Here is a 21,144-nt window from a genome sequence, read left to right as displayed (position 1 = left end):
ATCATCAACGGGTTATCTGGTTAACCTGTAGAGCAGGATCGCAGCTCTTTTCGTCTGCATCGGCAATGTCTTTAAATTCCCTGTTTCATTCACAGTATGGTCGTTTTTACCACCCATTCCCAGTCCATCTAACCCCATTTCGATGTAGTCAGAGGTAAATGAAATGTCGGCCGCACCAGCATTGCTTGGGTTTACGGGCTCTACAGCCATAAAACCCAGATCGGTGCTTACTTTGCTGAGTTGTTTCAATAACTCATAGTTGCCTTCGGTAGGGGCAAAGGGTGGGTAGCCTTCATCAAAACTGATGGTAGCATTGGTCTTGGGCAGGTGTTTCGCCACAACCTCTGTCATGGTTTTTTGAGTGCGCTGAAGTTGCTCAGGTGAAATGGTGCGAATATCACCTGTTACCACGGCATCCTTGGCTACCACGTTGCTTTTGCCGGTAGCTCTTCCTCCGTCTATAGATTCCTCGTAGGCGACGTTGGTGCCGCCAAGAATCATTCCCGGATTGAAAGTGAGGTACTCTTCTGTGCTTAGCGCTGCGTAAAACTCTGTCAGGATTCTGGCGGCTTCGTAAATAGCACCAGCACCTACCTCAGGTTTGAACACCTGAGAAGAATGGGCGGCATTGCCTGTTACTTTTAGCGTCCAACCTGATGAGCTTCTGCGGGCAACATTCGCTGTGCCTGGATTGCCGTCCCCATTTTCAAAACCAAGAGCGATGTCAGCCCATTTGGCTGCTTCTACCAGTTCCTGTTTCGAAAGGGAAAGCGGGTCACCACTCAGTTCCTCGTCGCCAGTCATCACCACAGTAATGCTCATGTCTTTTAGCAGGCCTGCATTATTAAGTGCTGACAATGCCTGAAGAATGATAATGTCGCCACCCTTCATGTCAGCAATGCCGGGCCCACTGGCTGTTGTGTCATTCAGTACTTTGTATTTTTGAAATGGGCTTTCCAGCTCAAATACTGTATCGAGGTGGCCGATGAGTAGAATTTTCTTTCCTTTTCCTGCCGTAGTTTTGGCTACCAGATGACCTGCCCTGTTCCAGGCACTTCCGTCTTTCCATTCTACTTCCATGCCAAGGGCTTTGAACTTGGGCATGAGTACGTCGGCAACGGCTTTCACACCATCGAAATTCATCGTACCGCTGTTGATGTTAATGATTTCCTCAAGTAGCTGAAGGGCCTCGTTGTTGTGTTGGTCGATGTATTTTGTAAGGCGTGTCTCTGTTTTGGAAACCTGGCCTTGTAGTGAGGTAGCAACAAAAAGTAACATGAGGAACACGATGGGCGAGAATGATTTCATAGCTACAATCTATTATTGGATAATATTACAGAATATTGCCCAATCGCCGAAGGCTTATCAAATGAACAACTCTTCCTCACTACGGGTTAATAAATGTTGTTACTATTTATTTTCCACGGTGAAATCGTAAGGGATGCCAAGTTCTTTGTAGAGTTTTCTCCTTTGTTCTTTATCGATCAGCAATTCTTCTCTGGCCGCATCAGCTACGTCAATAGCGATATCCCTTGGAACGACTATTACACCATCTCCATCAGCTACAATCACATCACCCGGCCTGATGTAAACACCGCCAACAACGACTGGCTCGTTATAAGAGTCAAGCTCATTCCGTCCCGGGCGGATACCTCGTCCTCTCTTTTCGTAGTTCATGTAAACAGGGATGCCTTGTTTTATCACTTCGTCCGTATCTCTGACACCGCCTGCCGAAACAATGCCGATTGCGCCTTTCGATTTCCAAATCATGCTGTTGTTCGATCCGGTCGATCCGGTATCACCATCATTGGCATTATCTATCACTATCACATGGCCTTCTTTTATGTCTTTTATAAATGGCTCTGCCGACACGTTGGTATACCACATATCTCTCCAATGTTTATAGTCGTCACGGCTCACATTGCCAGGATGCGGACGTCTTGTAGTAGGAACATACCTTACCGTAAAGGCGATGCCAACGAATTGGTGTTTGAACCCTTCAATGTCTTTCCAAAGAGGGGCTATTTTTGGGTCCATCAGTCCTACATCTGGCATGCCCAACATGTCCATGCCATCGGAAACGTCGGCAACCCGCAGGCCAGCGTAAAGTTTTATCAACTGATTGTCGGTTACCTCCCTGGTAGTTTGAGCGAAAATACCTGCTGGAGTAAGGAGGACGCATATAACTAAATGTGTAAGGTTTTTCATAGCAAACGTATTTTTCATTAGGGGATTGTCAAATTTAGCAAATCAGAGCTTTCTCGTAGCCTTTTTTTCTTCAAAAATGAGCTGAATTGTTGATTAAAAAAAGTCACTGCCTTGCGACAGTGACTTCGTCAATATATGATTTAGAGTAGGTTACAATCCCTGCATTTTCCAGCCATCACGGTAGTCTCTGCGAACAAACTGGTTGGCATCATCGAAGTTGGTGATTTTCATGTTAGGGCCATCCCACATGAGTTTGATGAAGCGGCCCGGGTAATCGAACTGGTCGTCTCTGCCACCTGGTCTCTTCTTCTGAATATCGTAGCTTCTTATGGCCAGGTTACCCATCAGGATACTCTCTGTCATAGGGCCTGCAATATCAAACGGTGAGCTCACTTCCATTTTGCCATACCCTGCGATACAAGCCTCCACCCACTGGAAGTAGTGGCCTGTGTCGGATCCACCAGGGACTCTGGCAAGTGTTTGCGGCACTTTTACCTCGTTCGTTCTTGAAGTTGGAAGCAACTTAGGGTCTCTGCCATAGGTGCTGCACATCATTTTGCCTTTGCTGCCGACCATGATGACTCCGTTGCCGCCATCCCCCATCATCTCATTAGGGCCAAGCTCTTCAGGTCTTTCAGGCTGGATGCCGCCATCCATCCAATGGAACTTAACGTCTGGTTTTCCTCCTGGGCCGGGGAAATTCATGATGACGTGAGAGGAAGGAGGACAGCTATCGGGGAAGTAGCCTCTCTTAAACTCGTCTACATATACGCTACCCACACTGCACTCTACAGAGCTTGGATAACCAAGCCCAAGCGTGCGGAAAGGAGGTTCAATAATATGGCAAGCCATGTCGCCAAGGGCACCAGTGCCGTAGTCCCACCAGCCACGCCAGTTGAAGGGCACCAGTTTATCTACGTAATCTTTTTTCGGTGCAGTGCCGAGCCATAATTCCCAGTCGAGTTCTTTTGGTATCGGAGCGCTTTGCGTTGGCCATGGAATGCCTTGCGGCCACACCGGACGGTTTGTCCAGCAAAATACTTCAGTTACATCACCAATAATGCCTGCATCATACCATTCTCTCATTTGACGTACGCCATCACCAGAGGCGCCCTGGTTTCCCATTTGTGTCACCACTTTGTATTTTTCTGCCGCCTGGGTAAGCATTCTGGCTTCATAAATATCATGGGTCAATGGCTTTTGCACGTACACGTGCTTGCCCATTTGCATGGCTGCAAGCGCCTGAACTGCGTGCTGGTGGTCAGGAGTTGATACCGACACTGCATCGAAGTTCTTGCCTTCCTTGTCGAGCATCTCTCTGTAGTCTTTATAGTATTTTGCTTTGGGGAAGTTCTTTCGTGAAGTCTCCGCTCTCCTGTCATCTACGTCACAAAGGAAGGCGATTTCGGCCTTGCCACTTTTTGCAAAATTGGCGATGTCGCTTGTGCCTTTGCCGCCGGCACCGATGCCTGCTACGAGCAGTTTGTCACTTGGGGCAAGGTATCCTTTGCCGCCTATTACGTATCGTGGTACTATGGTGAACGCAGCACCTGCGATAGCCGCATTTTTCATAAACGTTCTTCTAGAAGTGCTTCCTGAAGCTGGGGGTGTTATTTTTTTGTGGGGCATTTGAGTATAATTAGAGATATCACATTTAATTCAGTCCTTAATATAATCAAAATTGCTTCTTCATAACGGTTTTATTACAAACGGGGCATTATGAAATAATGAAGGGATCATTAAAGAGATTATTGAAGCTGGGTTGAGAGGCTGTTGTAATTAAAGGTAGAGAAATGAACAACTTTAGGACAAAATACGTTATATTAGTGGACAAATTACCCGAATATGAAAAAGCCAGGATACGAGCTCAAAGATGACAAGCCAATGGAAGTGCGTGAAGCTGCTATCGCATACTATGCCCTGCCGGGTAAATTTTCTCCCGGAGCTATTCTGGGCTTAGCTAATGATCAACTTATGGAGCCACTTCAGAGAGTTGCTACCTTCAGGAAGGGATTGAGCAAAGGTTCTTTTGACAGGCTGAAGCAAGTGACAGGTCTCGATTACGAAAATATGGCCAGGGCTTTGTCGGTCTCTTCAAAAACACTTCAAAGAAAGGATGTTTTCGATATAGTGCAATCTGAAAAAATGTATGAACTGGCTACTCTTTACGCCAGTGGCATTTCTTATTTTGGCCAGGAGGGCTTCCGGCGATGGATGGAAAGGCCACTTTTTAGCCTGGGAAATATAAAGCCTATTGACCTCATAGATGTATCAGAAGGAGTTGATCTGCTCAAAAATGAGATAATGCGAGTTCAGCACGGCATTGCTATATGACAATTTATAGAATTGCCAGGACTGAATTTTGTGATTTGTCAGGGCAGGGTGCCAAGATTTACGGTGGACGGTGGAATCGACAGGGCTTTCCAGCGCTATATGGTAGCAGCTCTGTTTCATCTGCTTTGCTGGAAAGGCTCACGGTAGATACTGAGCTCTTTTCCTCGGAACGCTATGTCTTATACTCGGTGATGGAGCTTGATTGCCCTGATGCGATGGTTAAAAAGTATTCAGCTGGCGATTTGCCCGAAGGATGGGATGCAATACCTCACGGGAATGTTTCAGAGGAGTTTGGTAGCCAACTTTTAGCTAGTGGTTTATTGTGTTTCGGCGTGCCATCGGTTGTGGACAAAAGTTCTTTAAACTTTATAATCAATCCAATGTCAAGAGACTTTGACATGATTGAAACAAGGATTCTTCCACTAAGCCTTGACCAAAGGATTGTGCGTGGCTAATGACAGGATAGCATGCACTTGCTAAAGTCCTCTGGAAATAGGCCTTGTCAAACAAGTGGGTCCACCACCACCCTTTACGCTGATTTCCTGACCTTTGTAGGTAATTACTTCGCAGTCAACATCTCTGAGCCTTTTTTCTGTTATTGGATTTCCCTCCACCATCAGGCATTGACGGGGAGTCAGCGCCAGCACATTGCAACCCATGGAATCAAACTCTTCTTCCGGCACTTCCACTAGCTGAAAGCCCCTTTCCAAAAGCAGATTTCGAAAGGCAATTGGCATCAATGGCGAATACACGACCGCCAGGTTCTTATCAACCGGGCTCAATATCGACATCAGGTGAAAAACGTCGGATGGGCCCCTGTAATGTGGTAATTCGGCTACTACCACCTCAACACCTTTCGGTTCAAGCATGGCTTTTAACTGGGAAATGCCCTCCAGATTGGTTCGATAGGTGTGTCCAACTGCCATGGTTTTGTTGTCGAGCCAGGCCACGTCTCCGCCCTCTAGTGTGCCTGGAGCCTCAATTTCCCCTAGAATGGTTATGTCATTGTCTGCAAAGAATTTCTTTTGTGCTTCAGGCTCTCCGGCACGGGCTTGTTTGCCCATACGGCAAATGATCATACCAAAGTCGGTGGCTATAGACGCATCCCGGCAGTAAAGCGAATCGATAGACAGCCCCTCGCCTATAGGCAGGTGAAGGAGTTCGGTACCGGTGGCTTTCAGCACTCTTTCAAACTTCTCATATTCTTCGTTTGCAAGAACGAAGTCCGGCTTTTGCAGATAGTTTAATGCCTGCCATTCCTGGTGCATTTTCTCCTCGCTGACAAATGCATGCACGGTAGGTTTGATAACCAACTTTGTAAGTCTTCCGAATTCTGAATGGCTACTTTTGCTCATATCATTTATTTTTTGCCAGGCGCTGGGTATTTTTTGTCGGCATCATCAATCACAATGACCCAGTCAGGCCCAGGTTGATTCTCTTTGACGAAAACGTTCCAGGTAGATATCCTGAACACGCCTGTGTTTTTTACTTTTCCATAGGGTATCGCTTCTCCGTTAACGGGGCTGTACCACCATACGAACAAGTTTCTTCCGTCGATTACATCCGTTTTGATAGAAAGATCCCGACTCATAGGTAGGTAGGCCATTATGTAAGTAGCGTCTTTCTTTCCCGGTTGGCCGTCTCTTGTAGCTTGCATGTGATCGGAGGCGTATTCATAATTTTCCTGATCAATCACCGACTGATCTGGAATTCGGGTCAAAAATGGGCGTGATTCCATCAGGTTTCTAAGGTGCTGCATCTGGCTTGCTCCGGGTTGCTCAAGCGCTTCATTCCAGGGCATGTTGGCATAAATAATCGGGCTTACGTCAGCTGTGTACATTTGCCAGATATTATTGTTGCCATACGTGTGGCCAAAGGCTCCGGCAAAGACTGACCAGTAAGCATATTTTCTTATCTCGTAATCGTTGTAACGAGGGTTAGCGGGATTGAACCATTCGTTGATGTCTTCATAGGCCGGTTCACCATTGAGTACAGGCTTGGGCGGGGTGAGGTTGTAGTCGTTTGCCACCCTGGTGTACACATTGTCAGAAAAACGCTGGTGCCCTGACTGCAGGATGTTGAAGTCCAACCAGTTGGTTTTGTGAAACCATTCGGAACTGGTTTGCTGGCCAGATGGGTGATAGCTGATGAGGTGGGCATTGCCAGCTCCTTTCTTCAATCCCTCTGCCATAGCATTCCAAATATTTTCCTTGTCGGTTGGAACCCTATCGCCGCCTAGTATCCATAACACATTCCACTGGTCTTTATACCTTTTCCCTAAAAACTCACCGTAGGTTCGTGCGTTGGATTCCGTGAAGATCATTTTATTATCAAACAAAGGGTGGGGTTGATCCTCTGCATAGGCTCCCCAGGTGGGAAGGAGTGCCATATACAAACCGAACTCTTCAGCTTTTTTCACGACATGATCCACTAGTTCAAAGTACTTTTCGTTGGGTTGCGAAGGATCGAAATCAACGAGTGGAAGATTTCCCTCAGCGTTGGGCACCGTCAGCCCGTTTATCTCACTGAGAATTACAGCCTGAATAGCCGTAAATCCTTTGCTGGCTCTGTTTCGCAGGTAGTAGTCAACCTCGTTTCGGTCAAGTCTGTGAAACAGCTCCCATCCGGTGTCTGCCAGGTAAAAGAACGGCGAGCCGTCTTCCTTTACTAAAAAGCGTTTGTTGTCGCTCACCTTCAAAGGCTGCGATTTGGCAGCTACTCCGAAAATAAGCAGTAGGCCCGTGATGCTTAAGGCGACGTTTAAATATTTCATTCGTTCGAAGTCAGTCTAGTTGGTTTAGTTTTTCCGAAAACATACAGCGGTATGCCGAGCAGCAGTGATACAAAACCCCAGGCAATGCTCTCCTGGCCTGCGCCGATCATCGCCCACATTCCGTAACCAAATGCGAGCAGACCCAAGCAAATATCCCAAAGCCGTTTTGCCGGGGGAATATTCTGGTTTCGGTTGACAATCAAAAAAGACGCTGCCGAGAAAAGGTACGGCACAAGGACGGTAGTGGCTGTTAACAGGATGAGGAACTCAAAGGCACCGGCCATTCCTCGGGAGTAGTTCATTACCAACAATATTGAAACAATAACACTTCCGATGATGAGGCCAACCGCCGGGGTGCCGTTTTTATTTACTTTGGCAAATATCCTGGGGAAATCGCCATTTTTTGCTGCAGCATAGGGGGTTTGTCCCTGGAGCAGAATCCATCCGTTCAGCGCTCCAAAAGTGGATATCAGGGCACCAATGGTGATGAGGTAACGGCCGGTATCCCCCCAAATCAATCCAGCGGCATCGGCGAACGGGGCGTTGGAATGTTGAAGTTCGGAAGGATGGATCATTCCCATGAGGGCAACCGAGCTCAAAATATAAACCCCGGTGGTAATCAACGTGCCAAGCATGGTGGCTTTTGGAACTGTGGTCTCCGGGTTCTGGATGCTTTTTCCGGGGATAGTTGCTACTTCCAGGCCCATGAAAGCAAAAAGTGTGATAGTGGCGGTGGCGGTGACTGCGCTGAAATTACTTACTTCACTAATATTGAAAGGACGAAAATTGCCAAAATCGACATAAAACAAACCGGCAATAGTTACCAATAATAAGGGAGCTAGCTTTAATACAGTAGTGGTTAGCTGCACATAGCCAGCTTCTTTTATGCCGAGGGTATTTACCCAGGTGAGCAGCCATACGACAGCCAGGCTCACTGCCAGGGAGTAGCTGGAATTATCGGCAAGCCGGGGGATCAGCACCGACAGGTAGCTAACGAAGGCCACCACTATGGCAGCATTGGTAGCCAGCGTGGATATCTGGTAGCCCCATGAAGAGAGAAAACCGGCAAAATGCCCCAGGCCTTTGGTGGCATAGGTGTAGGGCCCCCCATCTTCATTAGGGAATCGCCGACTGAGTCGGACAAAAACGAGAGCAAGAAAAAGTGCACCAATGGATGAAATCACCCAGCCAAGCAGGCTGATAGCCCCGTAGGCAGCCAGGGCTACAGGCAGGAAGAAAATACCCGAGCCTATCATGTTGCCAACAACGAGGGAAGTAGAAGTCCAGAGCCCTATTTTCTTTTCTTGCGACATAAGTGGATCATATTGTTGGGCAAGTTAGTTGAATAGGATGCGCAGCCCCGGATTCCGTCGAAATTAGTAAAAGATGAAGGTTAACCAAACCCATAATGAGTAGGCGAGGCCAACAGCAAGGAAGCCCACACCCAGCCACCTGTATTTTACGAAGCTCAGCCACATGTACACGCCAGTTAGTACGAATATGAGCAGGGCCAGGCTGGCGAGATCCATCAGCAGGATATACAAGCTATAGGCAGGAGGACCCCCGTATTTGTGTAGCCTATGGTAAGCCGTGACGCTTCCCATAGTGTTTCTGTCAGATACTTTGACCGTTGCCGTGGTATGGGTGCTGTCAAAGGAAATGATCGTTTGCCGCAGCATGCTTTGGTATTCGTAGTAAGTGGTGCCTTTGTTTGTCCAGGAATTGTGGAAGCGGCCGCTTATTTCCAGTTTATTTTTTAGTTGTTTGTACAGCTCCTCATTGCTCACGTCTGGCTTTTTCATTGAAATGGTCTTGATGTCAGGCGCAGGCTTCTCCTGATCAAACCATTGTGGATTGTTCATCAGGTAGCCGGTGACAAAATACATCACCAGAAACGTGATAGTGATGAAGGCAGCATACATATGGATCTGCCTGATAAGTTGATAGAGGTTTACCCGGTGAGCCATAAATAGATCATTAGTAGAACCGACATAGTAAAACTTCCGATGAGCCAAAACGCCGAAGACTTCGACCTCGATTTGCTGACCCACCAAAGGTAGATGCCACTCAGTGCCCAAAACAGTAGCGAGTAAACGGTCAGATCCTGATAGAGCCCCCAGGCATTGATCCACCAGGGTGCTCCGGGGACTTCTTCATGTAGCCCATGAAGTCCTTTGAGTCTTGATATGATTCTTGTGGAGTTGGTGGTTAGCTCGACTTCGGGGGCACCCCAGCCGCCTGCTAGTCGAAAGTCCCTGCCGAGGTTGCGTACATTCACCAGAAAGCTAGCTGAATCTATATGTGATTCCCACGGAATGAACCAGCCCATGAGGTGCAGAGAGTCTCGAAGTGCCTCACCTAGCGCTCGAGGGCTATCAAAGCTGTCCTCATTTAGGGTGATGGCTATACGCTCGGATTTGACCGGGGTAAACTCCTCTTTTAATGAGACATGGTTAAAACTGAGAGAGGACAGGGCGAAAATAAGCAGGTAAGGTGTGCAAAAAAGTCCCAGGTAGATATGAAACTGCAAGAGGTAATTTTTCACCTTCATAACTACAGCTTAAAGAAAATCTTCCTGTGATACAGCCAATAGCACAGATACCAGGTGAAGACCCAGGCCGCCAAAGCCGCAAATAAGGCTTGCCAATGTTCACCTGCGCCGAGCAAACCGGTGAAGCCGCCAGCGAAGACCGCCAGGGTCTTATTGAACCATTGGTGGCCAACAGTTTCGAAAAACAGGTATATGAATATTGAGTTCATTCCCACTACTGTGGCTATTAGTACCCCTCGTTGTTTTTTTCTGATATCGACCCACCAAAATAGAAGTGCCACCAAAAGAATTACCCAGCCAGCCGATGCAATAGTGAAAGAGCTGGTGGCGATTCTCTTGATTATAGGAGTGATACCAGCTAAATCCATTGCAAACCCGACAACCAAAAAGCCGAGTCCAGCTATTGATAGCCATTTTAGCTTCGCCGAGGCTGGCTTGTCCTCCATTAGCCATTTGCCGATTAACACTCCCCAGATGGTGTGCGCTGCGGTAGGAATAAAGTTGATGGTGACCCAGCCTCCGCCGTTGATTTTGCCCATCAGCACCATGTCCATGTAGTTGCCAAAGTTGTGCTGATCAACGAATGGTTGGTCGAAGCCGGGCATTAAAATGAAACGATACATAAGTTCTGTGAGCATCAGCAATCCAATTGAAACTGCGAATTGGAATGCAAATGATTTCCGAATGATCAGGTAAGCAATAAGTGTGGTTACCGACAGTTGTGTCAGCACATTCCAAAGCTCCCAAACCAGTTTGCCGCTGTACACACAATGCAGGGCTGTGCCTGCTATCAGCAACTTGAGGCACCTGATAAGTATGTGCTTCCAATTGTCTTCCCAGCTAATGCCCTTCTTTTCTTTCTGTAAATAGGAAAGATACATGGCCGTGCCTGCCATGGTCATGAAGGCCGGTTGTATCAAGTCCCAGAAGCGGAGGCCATTCCAGGGGTGGTGGAAAAACTGGATCATGACATAACTTCCAAAAAAACTCTCTGGGCTTAGTTCGTGGATGGAGTCCCACACCCGACAAGCCTCGCCTGCCAACAAAATCATGATCAGACCTCTCATGACATCAAGAGATACGAGTCGCTGGTTCGAAAGTGCTGGAGTAGTCATTGGCCTACTTTAACCTGTCCAGGATGTGATTGACAGCTTTTGGTGTCTCGCTGATGGCCTGCCCTACACTGTCGGCAAGCGATTGTTCGAGAGCTTGCTTTGCAGGAAGCGCATCCATTCCAAACTCTTCAAGCACGTTGGCTGCATACACCCGGGTAATCGCTCTGGGAGATTGCAGTTCGGAGACGCAGATATCAAGCGCTTCTTTCTTAATTCCCGATTTGTAAAGGGCTTCAGCGACAGCCAGCCGCACACTTGCCGAGGGATCTTTAGCCATTTTAAGCAGAACGGCTTTTGTTTCGGGTGATTTGTCCTCTAGTATCATGGTGCCGGTAACTGCCCAATACCTTACGGCTGCGTTGGGGTCATCAAGTCTCTTGATCAACTCCGGCAGTGCAGAAGGATCACGCATACTCGCCAGGTCGGCAGTTTCAATCACGTAATCCATCCGGAAGTCTTTGCCTCTCACATAGTCGAATACAGGCTGCACTTCCGATATTTCGGCTGTCATTGGCTCCGGCAGGAAGTTGGCATCCCTGATCTCTTTTACCCACCTAAGGTTCTCGTTGCGCAGCTCCAGCAAGGTATTAGTGTATGCCGGGTCGGTTGCCAGGTTGTTGATATTGTCCGGGTCTTTCGCAACATCGTAGAGCTCTTCGGCAGGCCTTGGCAGCCAAAACCTTGATTGCACGTCATTCAGCTCACCATTTTTAAAAGCCTTTTCCCAGGAAGGCATAGAGCGAGCCAGCCATAGGTAGTAAAGGTGCTGGCCATTGGGCTTGTGAGGCATGTAGTTCCTGATGTACCTGAACTGTTTGTCTCTTACACCTCTTACCAGATCAATTCTCTCATCCATTCGTCCCCGGTAGGCATGGGCATATTGCTTCGGCTCGGCCTGCTGGCTACCTAAAAACGGCTTGCCCTGCATATAGTCAGGCACTGTAACGCCTGCCAGACTTAGAACGGTTGGGCCAAAGTCCACAAAGTTAACCAAACGATCACTTTTAGAGCCCGCTGCTGATGGTGCCAGGTGCTTGTACTTCTCCGGGAAGTTGATAATCAAAGGGATGTGAAGCCCTGATTCGTACATAAACCTCTTGCTTCTGCCCAGCACTCCGCCATGGTCGGAATAGTAAAGGACAATGGTATTTTCTGCCTCTCCGCTTTTTCTCAAATCGGCCAAAATACCAGCCACTTGAGAATCCATTTGCTGCACTCGGTCGTAGTACTGTGCCCAGTCGTGCTCCATGTCTTTGGTGCGGGGATGGTATGCAGGCATGGGTACTTTGGTCGGATCGTGTTTCAGGTCTCCCCAGGGAATTGAATCGTGAATCTGACTTTCATGAGTAATGAAAATATTCTGAACATGGAAGAACGGTTGACCAGGCTGCCGGTTCAGGTAAGTCGCTTTGTTGCTGGATTCGTCCCAACATTCAGGTTGATCAACCGTATTGTAATCTTTTTTGGAGTTGTTGGTAGTGTAGTAGCCAGCATCCCTGAGGTAATTGGGAAAGAAGCGCATGTAATCTGGTATGGGGTAGGGGCTGCGCATAGGCAGGGTGCCCAGCGAGGCACTGTACATGCCTGTGATGAGTGTAGACCGGGAAGGGGCACACACTGGTGTGGTAGCAAAGGCGTTGGTGTAGAGAACACTGAGGGCGGCCAGGGAATCGAGAGTGGGGGTAGTAGCGAAATCGTCGCCATAAGCACCAAGAAAGGGGCTGTTGTCTTCGCTGACTATCCATAGTATGTTGGGTGGAGTTAGTTCTTCTTTTTGCTCGCAGGACCAAAAAAGACTAGTCAACAGGAGTGTGGCAATAAGGCTGCCTGGTTTTGCTTTATCAGCTAACATTGAGGTGCAGGTATGGTTACAACCCAAAAGATAGCAAAAAGAAATTACAGGGTTGTCTGAAGATTTAGTAGCGGCAAACAATGATAGTGGCACGGCGGATTGCGCCGATAAAACAGAAAAAGCCGGGCAAATATGCCACGGCCTTTACCCCTACCAAACTTAAATTATTGTCTTTTGCTGGGTAGCTTAGTTTCCTCGTCCTCTTCTCTGAGTAGCTGCTGGGGCTGCTGGCGCCGCACCACCTCCATCGCTGTCGCCACCGTCACCTTTCAAGTCGTCATTTTGAATGGACTTTCTTCGGCGCTGTGGGCCATCAGTAGTTATTTTACCAATGCGATAGCTGAAGTTCAACGAGAAGCTGAGATTATTTCTGATATCAATGCTGTTTTGTACGATAATAGGGGTAATGGTTTCGCTCTTAACCTTGAGCTTTGGGTTGAGGAAGTTCTGAACCCCCAGACCAATGCTTCCACGTCTTTCATTGAAATCTTTCTTAATACCAAGGTTATACATCCCAAACCCACCTCTATAGCCTTGTAGTTCGGTTCTTCTCAGACGGAAAAAGCTGAACATTTGCAGACCATATCCATTGCCCAGGTCGTAGTTTCCAAAAAACCTTCCGCTGATGACAATACCCGTATTGCTGGCATTGTAAATGGGGTCAGGGTTGTTGTTTGAAAGTACAGCATAGTACACATCTGAACCACCATTGAGCATTAGCTTTCCAAAGTTGATATTGGCAGAAAGGTTGATGCCGTACGCATCTTCCTGGCCAATATTTTGGTAGGTGGTTCTGATGGTGTCGCCTCTTACATCACGCACGCTGCTGATGGCGCCAGTGGTATTGCGGACGAAAAGGGCTGTTTGTATAGAAGACCTTTTGAAGTAGGAGCTGTAGCCCAACTCATAGTTGTTGGTGTATTCAGGGTCTAGTTCTGGGTTTCCAACTGAAATATTCAATGGATTAGAAGCTTGTATGTTAGGGTTCAGAAACCTGATGGATGGGCGTTGGATTCTTCTGTTGTATCCCAGTTTTACCATGTTGCCGTTTTCCAGTTTCTTTGACAGGTTAACGCTTGGCACAATAACACCGTAAGATGGAATGTCGATGTCACTTTCAGTCTTGGTAAAAGCGGTTATAGTAGTGTATTCGTATCTGGCGCCTGCTTTCACGCTGTAGTTTTTAGGCAGGGTGGCAGTGTAGGACAAATACCCTGATGTAATTCCCTGTCTGTAGTCAAGGTTGTTGTTGAGTGTAGTCCCTTCCAGCTGTACGTAGCTGCCATTTTCACCATCGGCACTGAGGTAAGTGTAGTCGCTGACAGCCGTTCTCATGATTTGCTTGGCACCATATTCAACTAGCTGTTTGTCACCAATAGGGCTGGCGTAGTCAATTTGTAAAGTGGTTTCTTCATCATAGCTGTCGTTGAGGTTTTTTAGCCTGGTCAACAGTGTTTCATCGTCTACGTCGTAATTGTAGTTAGTGAAGTCATTGGTTCGGTCGTTTATACTCCACATACCCATGATGGTCAGTTCTTTCTGGGGCTTATTAAATACGTGTGTGTATGCCAGGCTTACATCAATATTGTTCGATAAATCCTTTGTTGTAACATCCTTTAACGTTTCCCTAACTAAAACACCGTCCTGAAAAGATTCGCTGGTTAGATCATCCTGGGTACCCCTGCCATTTCTGGCTCCTAGCTGTACTGAACCAGTCAGATAGTTTTTATCATTGAAGTCATAATCAAGACCAAAGGTGTAGCGTCCAAATAGCCTGTTGGAAGTGGTACTTGCTTCTTGAGTGGTAAAGGTTTCTACCCCATTGCTGATTGTAGTTTGCCTGTTTTCAAAGCTACCTGTGGTATTGTACTCGGACCTGCCGAAGCCGCCCAACGAGAGTCCCAATTTCTTGGTTTGTAGGGCGCCATTTAGCCCAAGGTTCGATCCCCGGAGACCTACACCTGTATTCACATTCAGTGTAGCACCCTGCAAGTTATTCTTCTTGGTGATAATGTTTATAATCCCTGATGTTCCTTCGGCATCGTATTTAGCTGAGGGGGAGGTGATCACCTCTACCGACTTTATTTCGTCTGCGGGGATTTGTTTCAAAGCGTCAGCAATGTTGGCCGCCATGATTGCCGAGGGTTTGTTGTTGATCAACACCCTGATATTTTCATTGCCCCGAAGGCTCACGTTGCCGTCCATGTCTACCGAAAGCATTGGCACACGTCTCAGCACGTCTGTAGCGTTGCCGCCTCTCGTGGTCGCATCCAATTCGGCATTGTAAATAGTCCGGTCGACTTTTTCTTCGACCATGTCACGCTGACTCACGACCGAAACTTCCTGAAGCACCTCAGTGGCAGATCCCAGTTTGATGACACCAAGATTTACTTTGTCTTTTTTGTCTTCAACAGTGATCCCTTCAATTACCTGCCTTTCATAGCCGATGAAAGAAATAGCTACATTGTACGTACCGGCCTCAACTTTTGATATTTTGAACTGACCTTTGTTGTCGCAGACAGCGCCGTCGATGGGCTTGTCTGTTGCAGGGTCAATAAGTGAAACAGTGGCAAATTCTACAGGCTGATTTGTTTCAGCATCCAGCACAACTCCCTCAATTTCGCCATTCCCGGCATCAGTTGCGGCTAAAGGTGTGCTTCTATAACTGGCCTCGCCCGGAGTTTGAGCAGGGGTATTTTCTACCGTCGCCGACTGGGCTAGTGCAAGTCCTACGCTGCCAATTGTAAACATGATAGTAAGTAGCTTTTTCATGCTAAGGATCCTATTTGACTTTATGTTGTATGTTAGTTTCATTACTTCACTGATTTTTTGTTCAGGTATGCCTGAAATGTTTCTTTGTATGCGTCTGCAATCGTGATGCCCACTTGTCCAATGACCACTTTGTTTCTTTCTATCAGGTCAATGCGGTCTAGTCTCACAATAAAAGACCGGTGTATTCTCATGAATTGTTGAGATGGAAGCTGCTCTTCTAATGATTTCAAGCTCATCAATGTCATGACGGGCCTTGTTTGATCCTGAAGGAATATTTTTGCGTAGTCTTTCAGTCCTTCGATGTAAAGCACCTTCTGCAAGTCGATTTTTACCAGTTTATATTCTGATTTGACAAAAAGGGCATTGGGATCTGTTTCCGAGCTACCGCCTGACGTCACTGATATCCATTCTCTGGCCTTGTTTGCCGATTTCAGAAACTCCTCGTAGTTAAAAGGTTTAAGCAGATAGTCGATGGCATCTACTTTGAACCCTTCAAGGGCATACTCTTCAAATGCCGTAGTGAAAACGACTTTAGGGCCATTTTTTAGTGATCTCGATAGTTCCATGCCAGTAAGCCCAGGCATTTGAATGTCGAGAAACAGTAAATCTATTTTTTCAGCGGCTATTTTTTCCAAGGCCTCATACGCACTACTGCATTTTCCAGCCAGTTCAAGAAATGGCGTTTTTTCCACATAGCCCTCAATAAGGTTGAGTGCTAATGGCTCATCGTCGACAATCAGGCAGCGAATCTTTTTCATAGCTTAATTTTTAGCTCTGTTTTATAAATGTCATCCGCTATGTCATGGCTAATGCTGTATTTTCCAGCATACATCAAATCCAGCCTTTTTTCAAGATTGACCAACCCTATGCCAGAACCACTTTTGTCGTCCATAGTTTTTGGTAGGTTAGGGTTTGCTACTGTAAATGTCACTTCGCCATTTGCCATTACCAGCTCAAACTCAATGGTTCCTTTTGCCGATCCGCTGGCTCCGTGTTTGAAAGCGTTTTCCACGAGTGGAAGGAAAAGAAGTGGAGTGATGGTGGCACCCTCCTGCACCTTGCCAAAAGTCTTTTTTACCTTGATATTAGCCGGAAGCCTTATCTCCATCAGGTCAATAAACTTCTCCAGAAACTCTACCTCTTTTACCAGTGATACTTTGCCTTCCTTGGCCTCGTAAAGCATGTAGCGCATCAGCTTGGCCAGGCTGTGAATAGTTTCCTTCGCTTTTTCAGGAGAGCTGTCTACAAGCGAGTATATATTGTTAAGGGAGTTGAAGAAAAAGTGAGGCTGCAACTGATACTGAAGATAGGTGAGCTCTGAATGCAATTGCGCATTTTCAGAGTTTCTCCTTAGGTTTTCTGATTCAATCCACCGCTGCGTCATTCTCACAGCCATGCTAAGTCCAATAGTGATGATGGCCGTGATCGACTCCCAGTAAACTGAGAATATTTTAAAGCTTGAAGAGTGAGGTTTGTCGTGGCTTTCAAAAAAGATTTCTCTGATTTGACTGTGCAGAAAAATGCAGACTGCCACCAGCAGAATATTAGAAAGAATAAAACGAAGCCCTTTTCTATCGAAAATGAATTTTTCAATAAAGATGAAGTAATTCACATAGAAAATGATGACGGAAAATCCCATTGGCGCCCAGGTTCTGCGTGCCACAATGCTAATGTCGAGTGTGTCGCCATAAAAAACGAAGACGGGAAAGAAAAACAGAATGAACCAAACTCCAAAATGGAGGAGTATTCTTAAGTTCTTTCCGTTGGTTTCTATAATTGCCATGCGATGAGTTTTACACTGAAGACAGTGTCAACAGCCTATTAAACATACAAAGATGGCTTAGAGTTAACCCTCAGCAGTCACTAATGGACGTAAGGAGAGAATTTGAGGAAGAATGGCTGATTTTTGAGGATGGCTTTCAGCCAGTTTCTTTAAAAAATAAAAGTGAAGCCCGTTTCCAGACTTCACTTATCAGATTTTTCAGGACGGGAAATGTGGGAATGTTAGTACACTCTGCCTATCATCTCATGTTCTACAATGGCTCTTTTTAGTTCCAGGAAGTCGACTTCACCCTGGTGCTCGTACACCACCTTGCCTCCCGGCTCTACCAGTGCTGTGTAAGGCAATGCGCCGTCCCAGCCGTCACCAAACGCTTCAACCATAGCATAGTTGTCGCCGCCCGTAAATATATAGTTGGGTACTCCCGATTCCTTTTTATCAAGAAACTCGAGCACTTTATCTCTCTTTTCCAGCTTATCAGCCGAGATGGATACAAATTCGAAATCACGGGCACCGTACATACGTTGGATGGCGATGAACTCGGGATACTCCAGCATGCACGGGCCGCACCAGGTAGCCCACACATTGATAAGTCTTAGTTTTTTCGAGTCGTCGTTTTTTAGCAAAGTTTTGATGCCTGCCAAATCGATGTCTTCAACCTTCACCTCTCTGCTGTTCCAGTCTTTGTCTACCCGGTCTCTCATGTCTGTTTTCCATCCCCACTTTGTGGAGCAGCCAAAGACTTTTGTTACCGGCTCAGCTATAGGTTTTCCTTCAAGGGTGGCGTCTATTGCGGCTCTCAAATCCTCTGAGTTGGTTGTGCCGGGTTTTTCCACTTTGTCAAGACGACCATTGTAGGTCAATGCTCTGTTGCTGTCGAAAACAAAAGCGTGAGGAGTAGCGACCGGGCCATATTGCAGAGAGGCTTCTTCAGTGTCGCCGTCGTACAGGTAAGGAAAATTGTAGTCCATATAGTCGGCTCTCAGTTGCATGGCCGTATAGTCGTCGTTCAGGTCGGTGTACCCTAGTTCTTCGTAGAGTAGTCCCATAGGGCTGTTGGGTGAAATGGCTATCAGCTTCACACTTTTGCCTTTGTAATCGTTCACAACAGCTTTGATGCGGTCTTCGTAGGCCTGGGCAGTAGGGCAGTGGTTGCATGTGAAAATGATCACAAGCACACTGGCATCGCTGAAATCGTCAAGGGTGTAGAACTTTCCATCAACACCTGGTAGGTTGAAGTCCGGGGCTTTTGCTCCTATTTCAAGCGTAGTCACTTCTCTTTTGGCAATGAACTGCGGATTGGCAACAAAAGCGGGCTTCATTTCACCCGATGCTTCCGTTTCACTGGCTTCGGCACTTTGGCTTTCATTTTTATTGCTTTGGCACGCAGAGAATATTGTGGCAAATACAATAATGGCAGCAAATGAATTCTTTAGAATTTTCATAGTTTCAATAGTAACAATATTAGCACGGTTTCGTGTCTGTCGGTTTTTCGAACTTATCAATAACTTTCGCCAAAGGCAATGAAATGTATTGTTAGGAAGAGAAATTCATTGGGGAATGGGCGAAATACCCCCTAAACAGAAAGAGTGGACGTTTGTCCACTCTTCATTTTGATTATGTGCTAGTCTTCTGATTTATTAGCTCTCTTCTTTTTTGAACACGTCGTTGAACTCCTTTTTTACATTGTTGACAACTGTGGTTGCATCTTCTTTGATGCCATTCCAATTGTCTTTGGTAGCCTCTTTCACGTCTTCCAGTTTGGACTGAAGCTGCTCCTTTTGATCATTGAGTTTTTCTTTGAGCGTTTCGCTTTCCTCGTCCATTTTGTCCTTCAAACCTTCGAGCTTCTCATCCAACTCGTCAATCTGATTTTCAATTTTGGCGGTAAGCTTCGCCTTTTCAACTTTGATCTTATCAGTCGCATTTTCTACAGCTTCTGTTGCATTCTCTTTCATGTCCTCAGCCCCTTTTTTTGAGTCCTGGGTACAACTAAATAACAACATCGACAGCATAGCTGACATCAATACACCTCTTAGAATTTTCATAGTTTTTAATTTAAAATTTATAACTGGTTACAACTAGTTATAGCGTTTTTAAAACTATTTTGTTTCATTCGTAAGTGTAAGTGTCTGATTTTAAGAGGTTAACAAATGGCTGGTTTATAGCTTTTTCCAGCGTTCCACTGTGTTCGGTACGGGATCAATTGTTTGCAAATATTCGTAAATGGCTCCCAAGTCCTGTTCGGTCATGCCAGCGTACATGGTCCATGGCATCACAGTTTGGAATTCACCTTTTGCCATGTCCACATCAGGTAGGACGTAGGTGGAGTCGGTGTAAAGCTTGAACCGTTGGATAAAGGCTGCTTTTGTCCATTTGCCGATGCCCGTTTCGTGTGGGGTAATATTCATGGACGATACCATATAGCCGTTGCCCATGTTGAATTCAAATCCGCCTGCAAACAGCTCGCCCACCACTTGCCCGTTTTCCTGCTTGGTGTGGCATTCGGCACAGCCTGCGGCATTTGCCACATAGGCGCCGTACTCGACTACATTTTTCGGGTCTGGTATTTTCTTCGGACTGGCCGCTGCTGGCATAGTATTGATGATGAAATTGACGGGAAAATCGGCGGCGGAAGACTCGGGATCAAATGCTAAGGGAGTGAGTGATCGGACATAAGCGATAATAGACTTAATATCCTCAGTGTCCATTTTGCCATAGTACTTGTAGGGCATTACGGGGAAGAAGGCTGTTCCCTGTTTGCTAACGCCTGTTGTAATGGCTCTGTAAATTTCTCCGTCCGTCCAGCTTTCCAGGTGATAAGGCGTGATATTTTTCGAAACAAACCGACCCGGGAAGCCAAAGCTCTGATCAAAAAGTTCACCGCCTCTGCCTTCAGTACCAGGTATAGGAGGTCCGGCAAACTTGCTCCAGTCACGTGTGGAGTGGCAATCGATGCAAACGCTTACGTGGTTAGCGAGGTAGCGGCCTCGTTCAATTTGCTGTTCGGTACCTTCAACTGATATCTCGGGGGCAGGCCCCACGTCAGGAAGTGCAAATTTCAGGTAGGACAAGCCTGACGCAATTATCAGGATTAACACACTGATGACGATAATCGTCACCTTTAGAATCTTATTCATACTAGATAGAGTTGGTTAGCTTACAAAAATGTCCAAGGCTGGAAAAAGCATAAAAAAACCGTCACCAAAATACAATATCAGAAATTAAAAACGAAAGGATTTCGAGCCGATTGCTAGCCGAGGAACATCTCCTGCATGGCTTTCCAAAGCTTTCCTTTTAGCGCAATGGCTTGTTCGAGGGCAGCCAGGCTGTCGGAGGCCAGGTACTGCTGTCCATCCCTTTTGATGACTGAGTATTTTGAGGTGGAGACTGGTAACTCCACGCCGAACGAGAGTACCTTGCTGAAGGAAACTGTTTGTGCTGGATTGGCTTTGTAATCCGATTCGCTGATGAGCACAGCACTGCTCAGGTCTATGCTAACTGCCCCTGTGATTTTGGTCAGTAGCTCTTTCTGCGACGTTTCGAGTGCCTGAAAAGGTTGTTTGAGAATGATTAGCGTGTTTTGTTTGGGGGCGGCTGGTTCAGCCATTGGAGTTTTTGTCTCCTCCGGTTTTGTAGCTTCAACAGGGGCCGGCTTTTCTGCTGGTGCCTGAGCACTTTGCTTTTCACCAATCAGGTAAAGCTCTTCAGTAAACAAAGCTTTCAACGAAGTCGGATGGAGATCAGCGCCCATAGTGA

19 protein-coding genes are annotated in these 21,144 nt (G+C 46.6%); 2 read left to right on the top strand and 17 right to left on the bottom strand.

All coding sequences use genetic code 11. From position 1 onward, the window contains the following. Window positions 1–12 precede the first annotated feature (12 nt). From GC130_RS18600 to GC130_RS18590, 3 genes are all read right to left on the bottom strand, one after another. Window positions 13–1,308, bottom strand: coding sequence for a M20/M25/M40 family metallo-hydrolase (locus tag GC130_RS18600; RefSeq protein WP_151999853.1), 1,296 nt, complete (start codon window positions 1,306–1,308; stop codon window positions 13–15). A 102-nt stretch (window positions 1,309–1,410) separates the two neighbouring features. Continuing rightward, a complete protein-coding gene (locus tag GC130_RS18595; RefSeq protein WP_151999852.1) occupies window positions 1,411–2,208 on the bottom strand; it encodes an RraA family protein in 798 nt (265 codons plus the stop codon). A gap of 150 nt (window positions 2,209–2,358) precedes the next feature. Next, the gene (locus tag GC130_RS18590) at window positions 2,359–3,837 is read right to left on the bottom strand and encodes a Gfo/Idh/MocA family protein (protein ID WP_151999851.1); all 1,479 of its coding nucleotides are present in this window, start codon (window positions 3,835–3,837) and stop codon (window positions 2,359–2,361) included. Window positions 3,838–4,053: 216 nt separating this feature from the next. Here GC130_RS18590 and GC130_RS18585 point away from each other — a divergent pair, with 216 nt between their 5' ends. After that, complete coding sequence (locus tag GC130_RS18585) at window positions 4,054–4,542, top strand: antitoxin Xre-like helix-turn-helix domain-containing protein (protein WP_226940543.1); 489 nt, start codon at window positions 4,054–4,056, stop codon at window positions 4,540–4,542. Further along, window positions 4,539–4,997, top strand: a complete 459-nt coding sequence (locus GC130_RS18580) for an RES family NAD+ phosphorylase (protein ID WP_151999850.1) — start codon at window positions 4,539–4,541, stop codon at window positions 4,995–4,997. Before GC130_RS18585 ends, GC130_RS18580 begins: the two co-directional genes overlap by 4 nt. 21 nt (window positions 4,998–5,018) lie before the next feature. Here the strand turns inward: GC130_RS18580 and GC130_RS18575 are convergent, their stop codons facing one another. The 14 genes from GC130_RS18575 to GC130_RS18510 all read right to left on the bottom strand — a co-directional run bounded on the left by GC130_RS18575 (window position 5,019) and on the right by GC130_RS18510 (window position 21,139). After that, window positions 5,019–5,897 carry a dimethylarginine dimethylaminohydrolase family protein gene (locus GC130_RS18575; RefSeq protein WP_151999849.1) on the bottom strand — a complete coding sequence of 293 codons (879 nt, stop codon included), beginning with the start codon at window positions 5,895–5,897 and terminating at the stop codon, window positions 5,019–5,021. Between the two features lie 5 nt (window positions 5,898–5,902). Continuing rightward, window positions 5,903–7,315 carry a glycoside hydrolase family 140 protein gene (locus GC130_RS18570; RefSeq protein ID WP_151999848.1) on the bottom strand — a complete coding sequence of 471 codons (1,413 nt, stop codon included), beginning with the start codon at window positions 7,313–7,315 and terminating at the stop codon, window positions 5,903–5,905. Beyond that, on the bottom strand, window positions 7,312–8,628 hold the full coding sequence (locus GC130_RS18565; RefSeq protein ID WP_151999847.1) for an amino acid permease: 1,317 nt from the start codon (window positions 8,626–8,628) through the stop codon (window positions 7,312–7,314). Before GC130_RS18565 ends, GC130_RS18570 begins: the two co-directional genes overlap by 4 nt. A gap of 63 nt (window positions 8,629–8,691) precedes the next feature. Beyond that, entirely contained in the window at window positions 8,692–9,282 is a 591-nt protein-coding gene (locus GC130_RS18560; RefSeq protein ID WP_151999846.1) for a PepSY-associated TM helix domain-containing protein, read from the bottom strand. After that, complete coding sequence (locus GC130_RS18555) at window positions 9,267–9,866, bottom strand: hypothetical protein (protein ID WP_151999845.1); 600 nt, start codon at window positions 9,864–9,866, stop codon at window positions 9,267–9,269. The genes GC130_RS18560 and GC130_RS18555 overlap by 16 nt, the downstream gene beginning before the upstream one ends. A 2-nt stretch (window positions 9,867–9,868) precedes the next feature. Beyond that, entirely contained in the window at window positions 9,869–10,981 is a 1,113-nt protein-coding gene (locus tag GC130_RS18550) for an acyltransferase family protein (protein WP_151999844.1), read from the bottom strand. Window positions 10,982–10,985: 4 nt separating this feature from the next. Next, window positions 10,986–12,833: a sulfatase-like hydrolase/transferase gene (locus GC130_RS18545; RefSeq protein ID WP_151999843.1), complete on the bottom strand. Its 1,848-nt coding sequence runs from the start codon at window positions 12,831–12,833 to the stop codon at window positions 10,986–10,988. 186 nt (window positions 12,834–13,019) lie between these two features. Further along, window positions 13,020–15,605 (bottom strand): TonB-dependent receptor domain-containing protein, encoded by a 2,586-nt coding sequence (locus tag GC130_RS18540; RefSeq protein ID WP_193217908.1) that lies wholly within the window; start codon window positions 15,603–15,605, stop codon window positions 13,020–13,022. A 41-nt stretch (window positions 15,606–15,646) separates the two neighbouring features. Next, entirely contained in the window at window positions 15,647–16,363 is a 717-nt protein-coding gene (locus tag GC130_RS18535; RefSeq protein WP_151999841.1) for a LytTR family DNA-binding domain-containing protein, read from the bottom strand. After that, on the bottom strand, window positions 16,360–17,388 hold the full coding sequence (locus GC130_RS18530; RefSeq protein ID WP_151999840.1) for a sensor histidine kinase: 1,029 nt from the start codon (window positions 17,386–17,388) through the stop codon (window positions 16,360–16,362). The genes GC130_RS18535 and GC130_RS18530 overlap by 4 nt, the downstream gene beginning before the upstream one ends. Window positions 17,389–17,609: 221 nt before the next feature. Beyond that, window positions 17,610–18,830: a redoxin family protein gene (locus tag GC130_RS18525; RefSeq protein WP_151999839.1), complete on the bottom strand. Its 1,221-nt coding sequence runs from the start codon at window positions 18,828–18,830 to the stop codon at window positions 17,610–17,612. Between the two features lie 195 nt (window positions 18,831–19,025). After that, window positions 19,026–19,433 carry a hypothetical protein gene (locus GC130_RS18520; RefSeq protein ID WP_151999838.1) on the bottom strand — a complete coding sequence of 136 codons (408 nt, stop codon included), beginning with the start codon at window positions 19,431–19,433 and terminating at the stop codon, window positions 19,026–19,028. Window positions 19,434–19,547: 114 nt separating this feature from the next. After that, on the bottom strand, window positions 19,548–20,525 hold the full coding sequence (locus GC130_RS18515) for a c-type cytochrome (RefSeq protein ID WP_151999837.1): 978 nt from the start codon (window positions 20,523–20,525) through the stop codon (window positions 19,548–19,550). Window positions 20,526–20,638: 113 nt separating this feature from the next. After that, the gene (locus GC130_RS18510) at window positions 20,639–21,139 is read right to left on the bottom strand and encodes a hypothetical protein (RefSeq protein ID WP_151999836.1); all 501 of its coding nucleotides are present in this window, start codon (window positions 21,137–21,139) and stop codon (window positions 20,639–20,641) included. Between the last annotated feature and the right edge of the window lie 5 nt (window positions 21,140–21,144).

The organism is Imperialibacter sp. EC-SDR9, from assembly GCF_902498805.1.
Taxonomy (GTDB): domain Bacteria; phylum Bacteroidota; class Bacteroidia; order Cytophagales; family Cyclobacteriaceae; genus Imperialibacter.
This window is presented reverse-complemented; position numbering and strand designations above follow the sequence as displayed.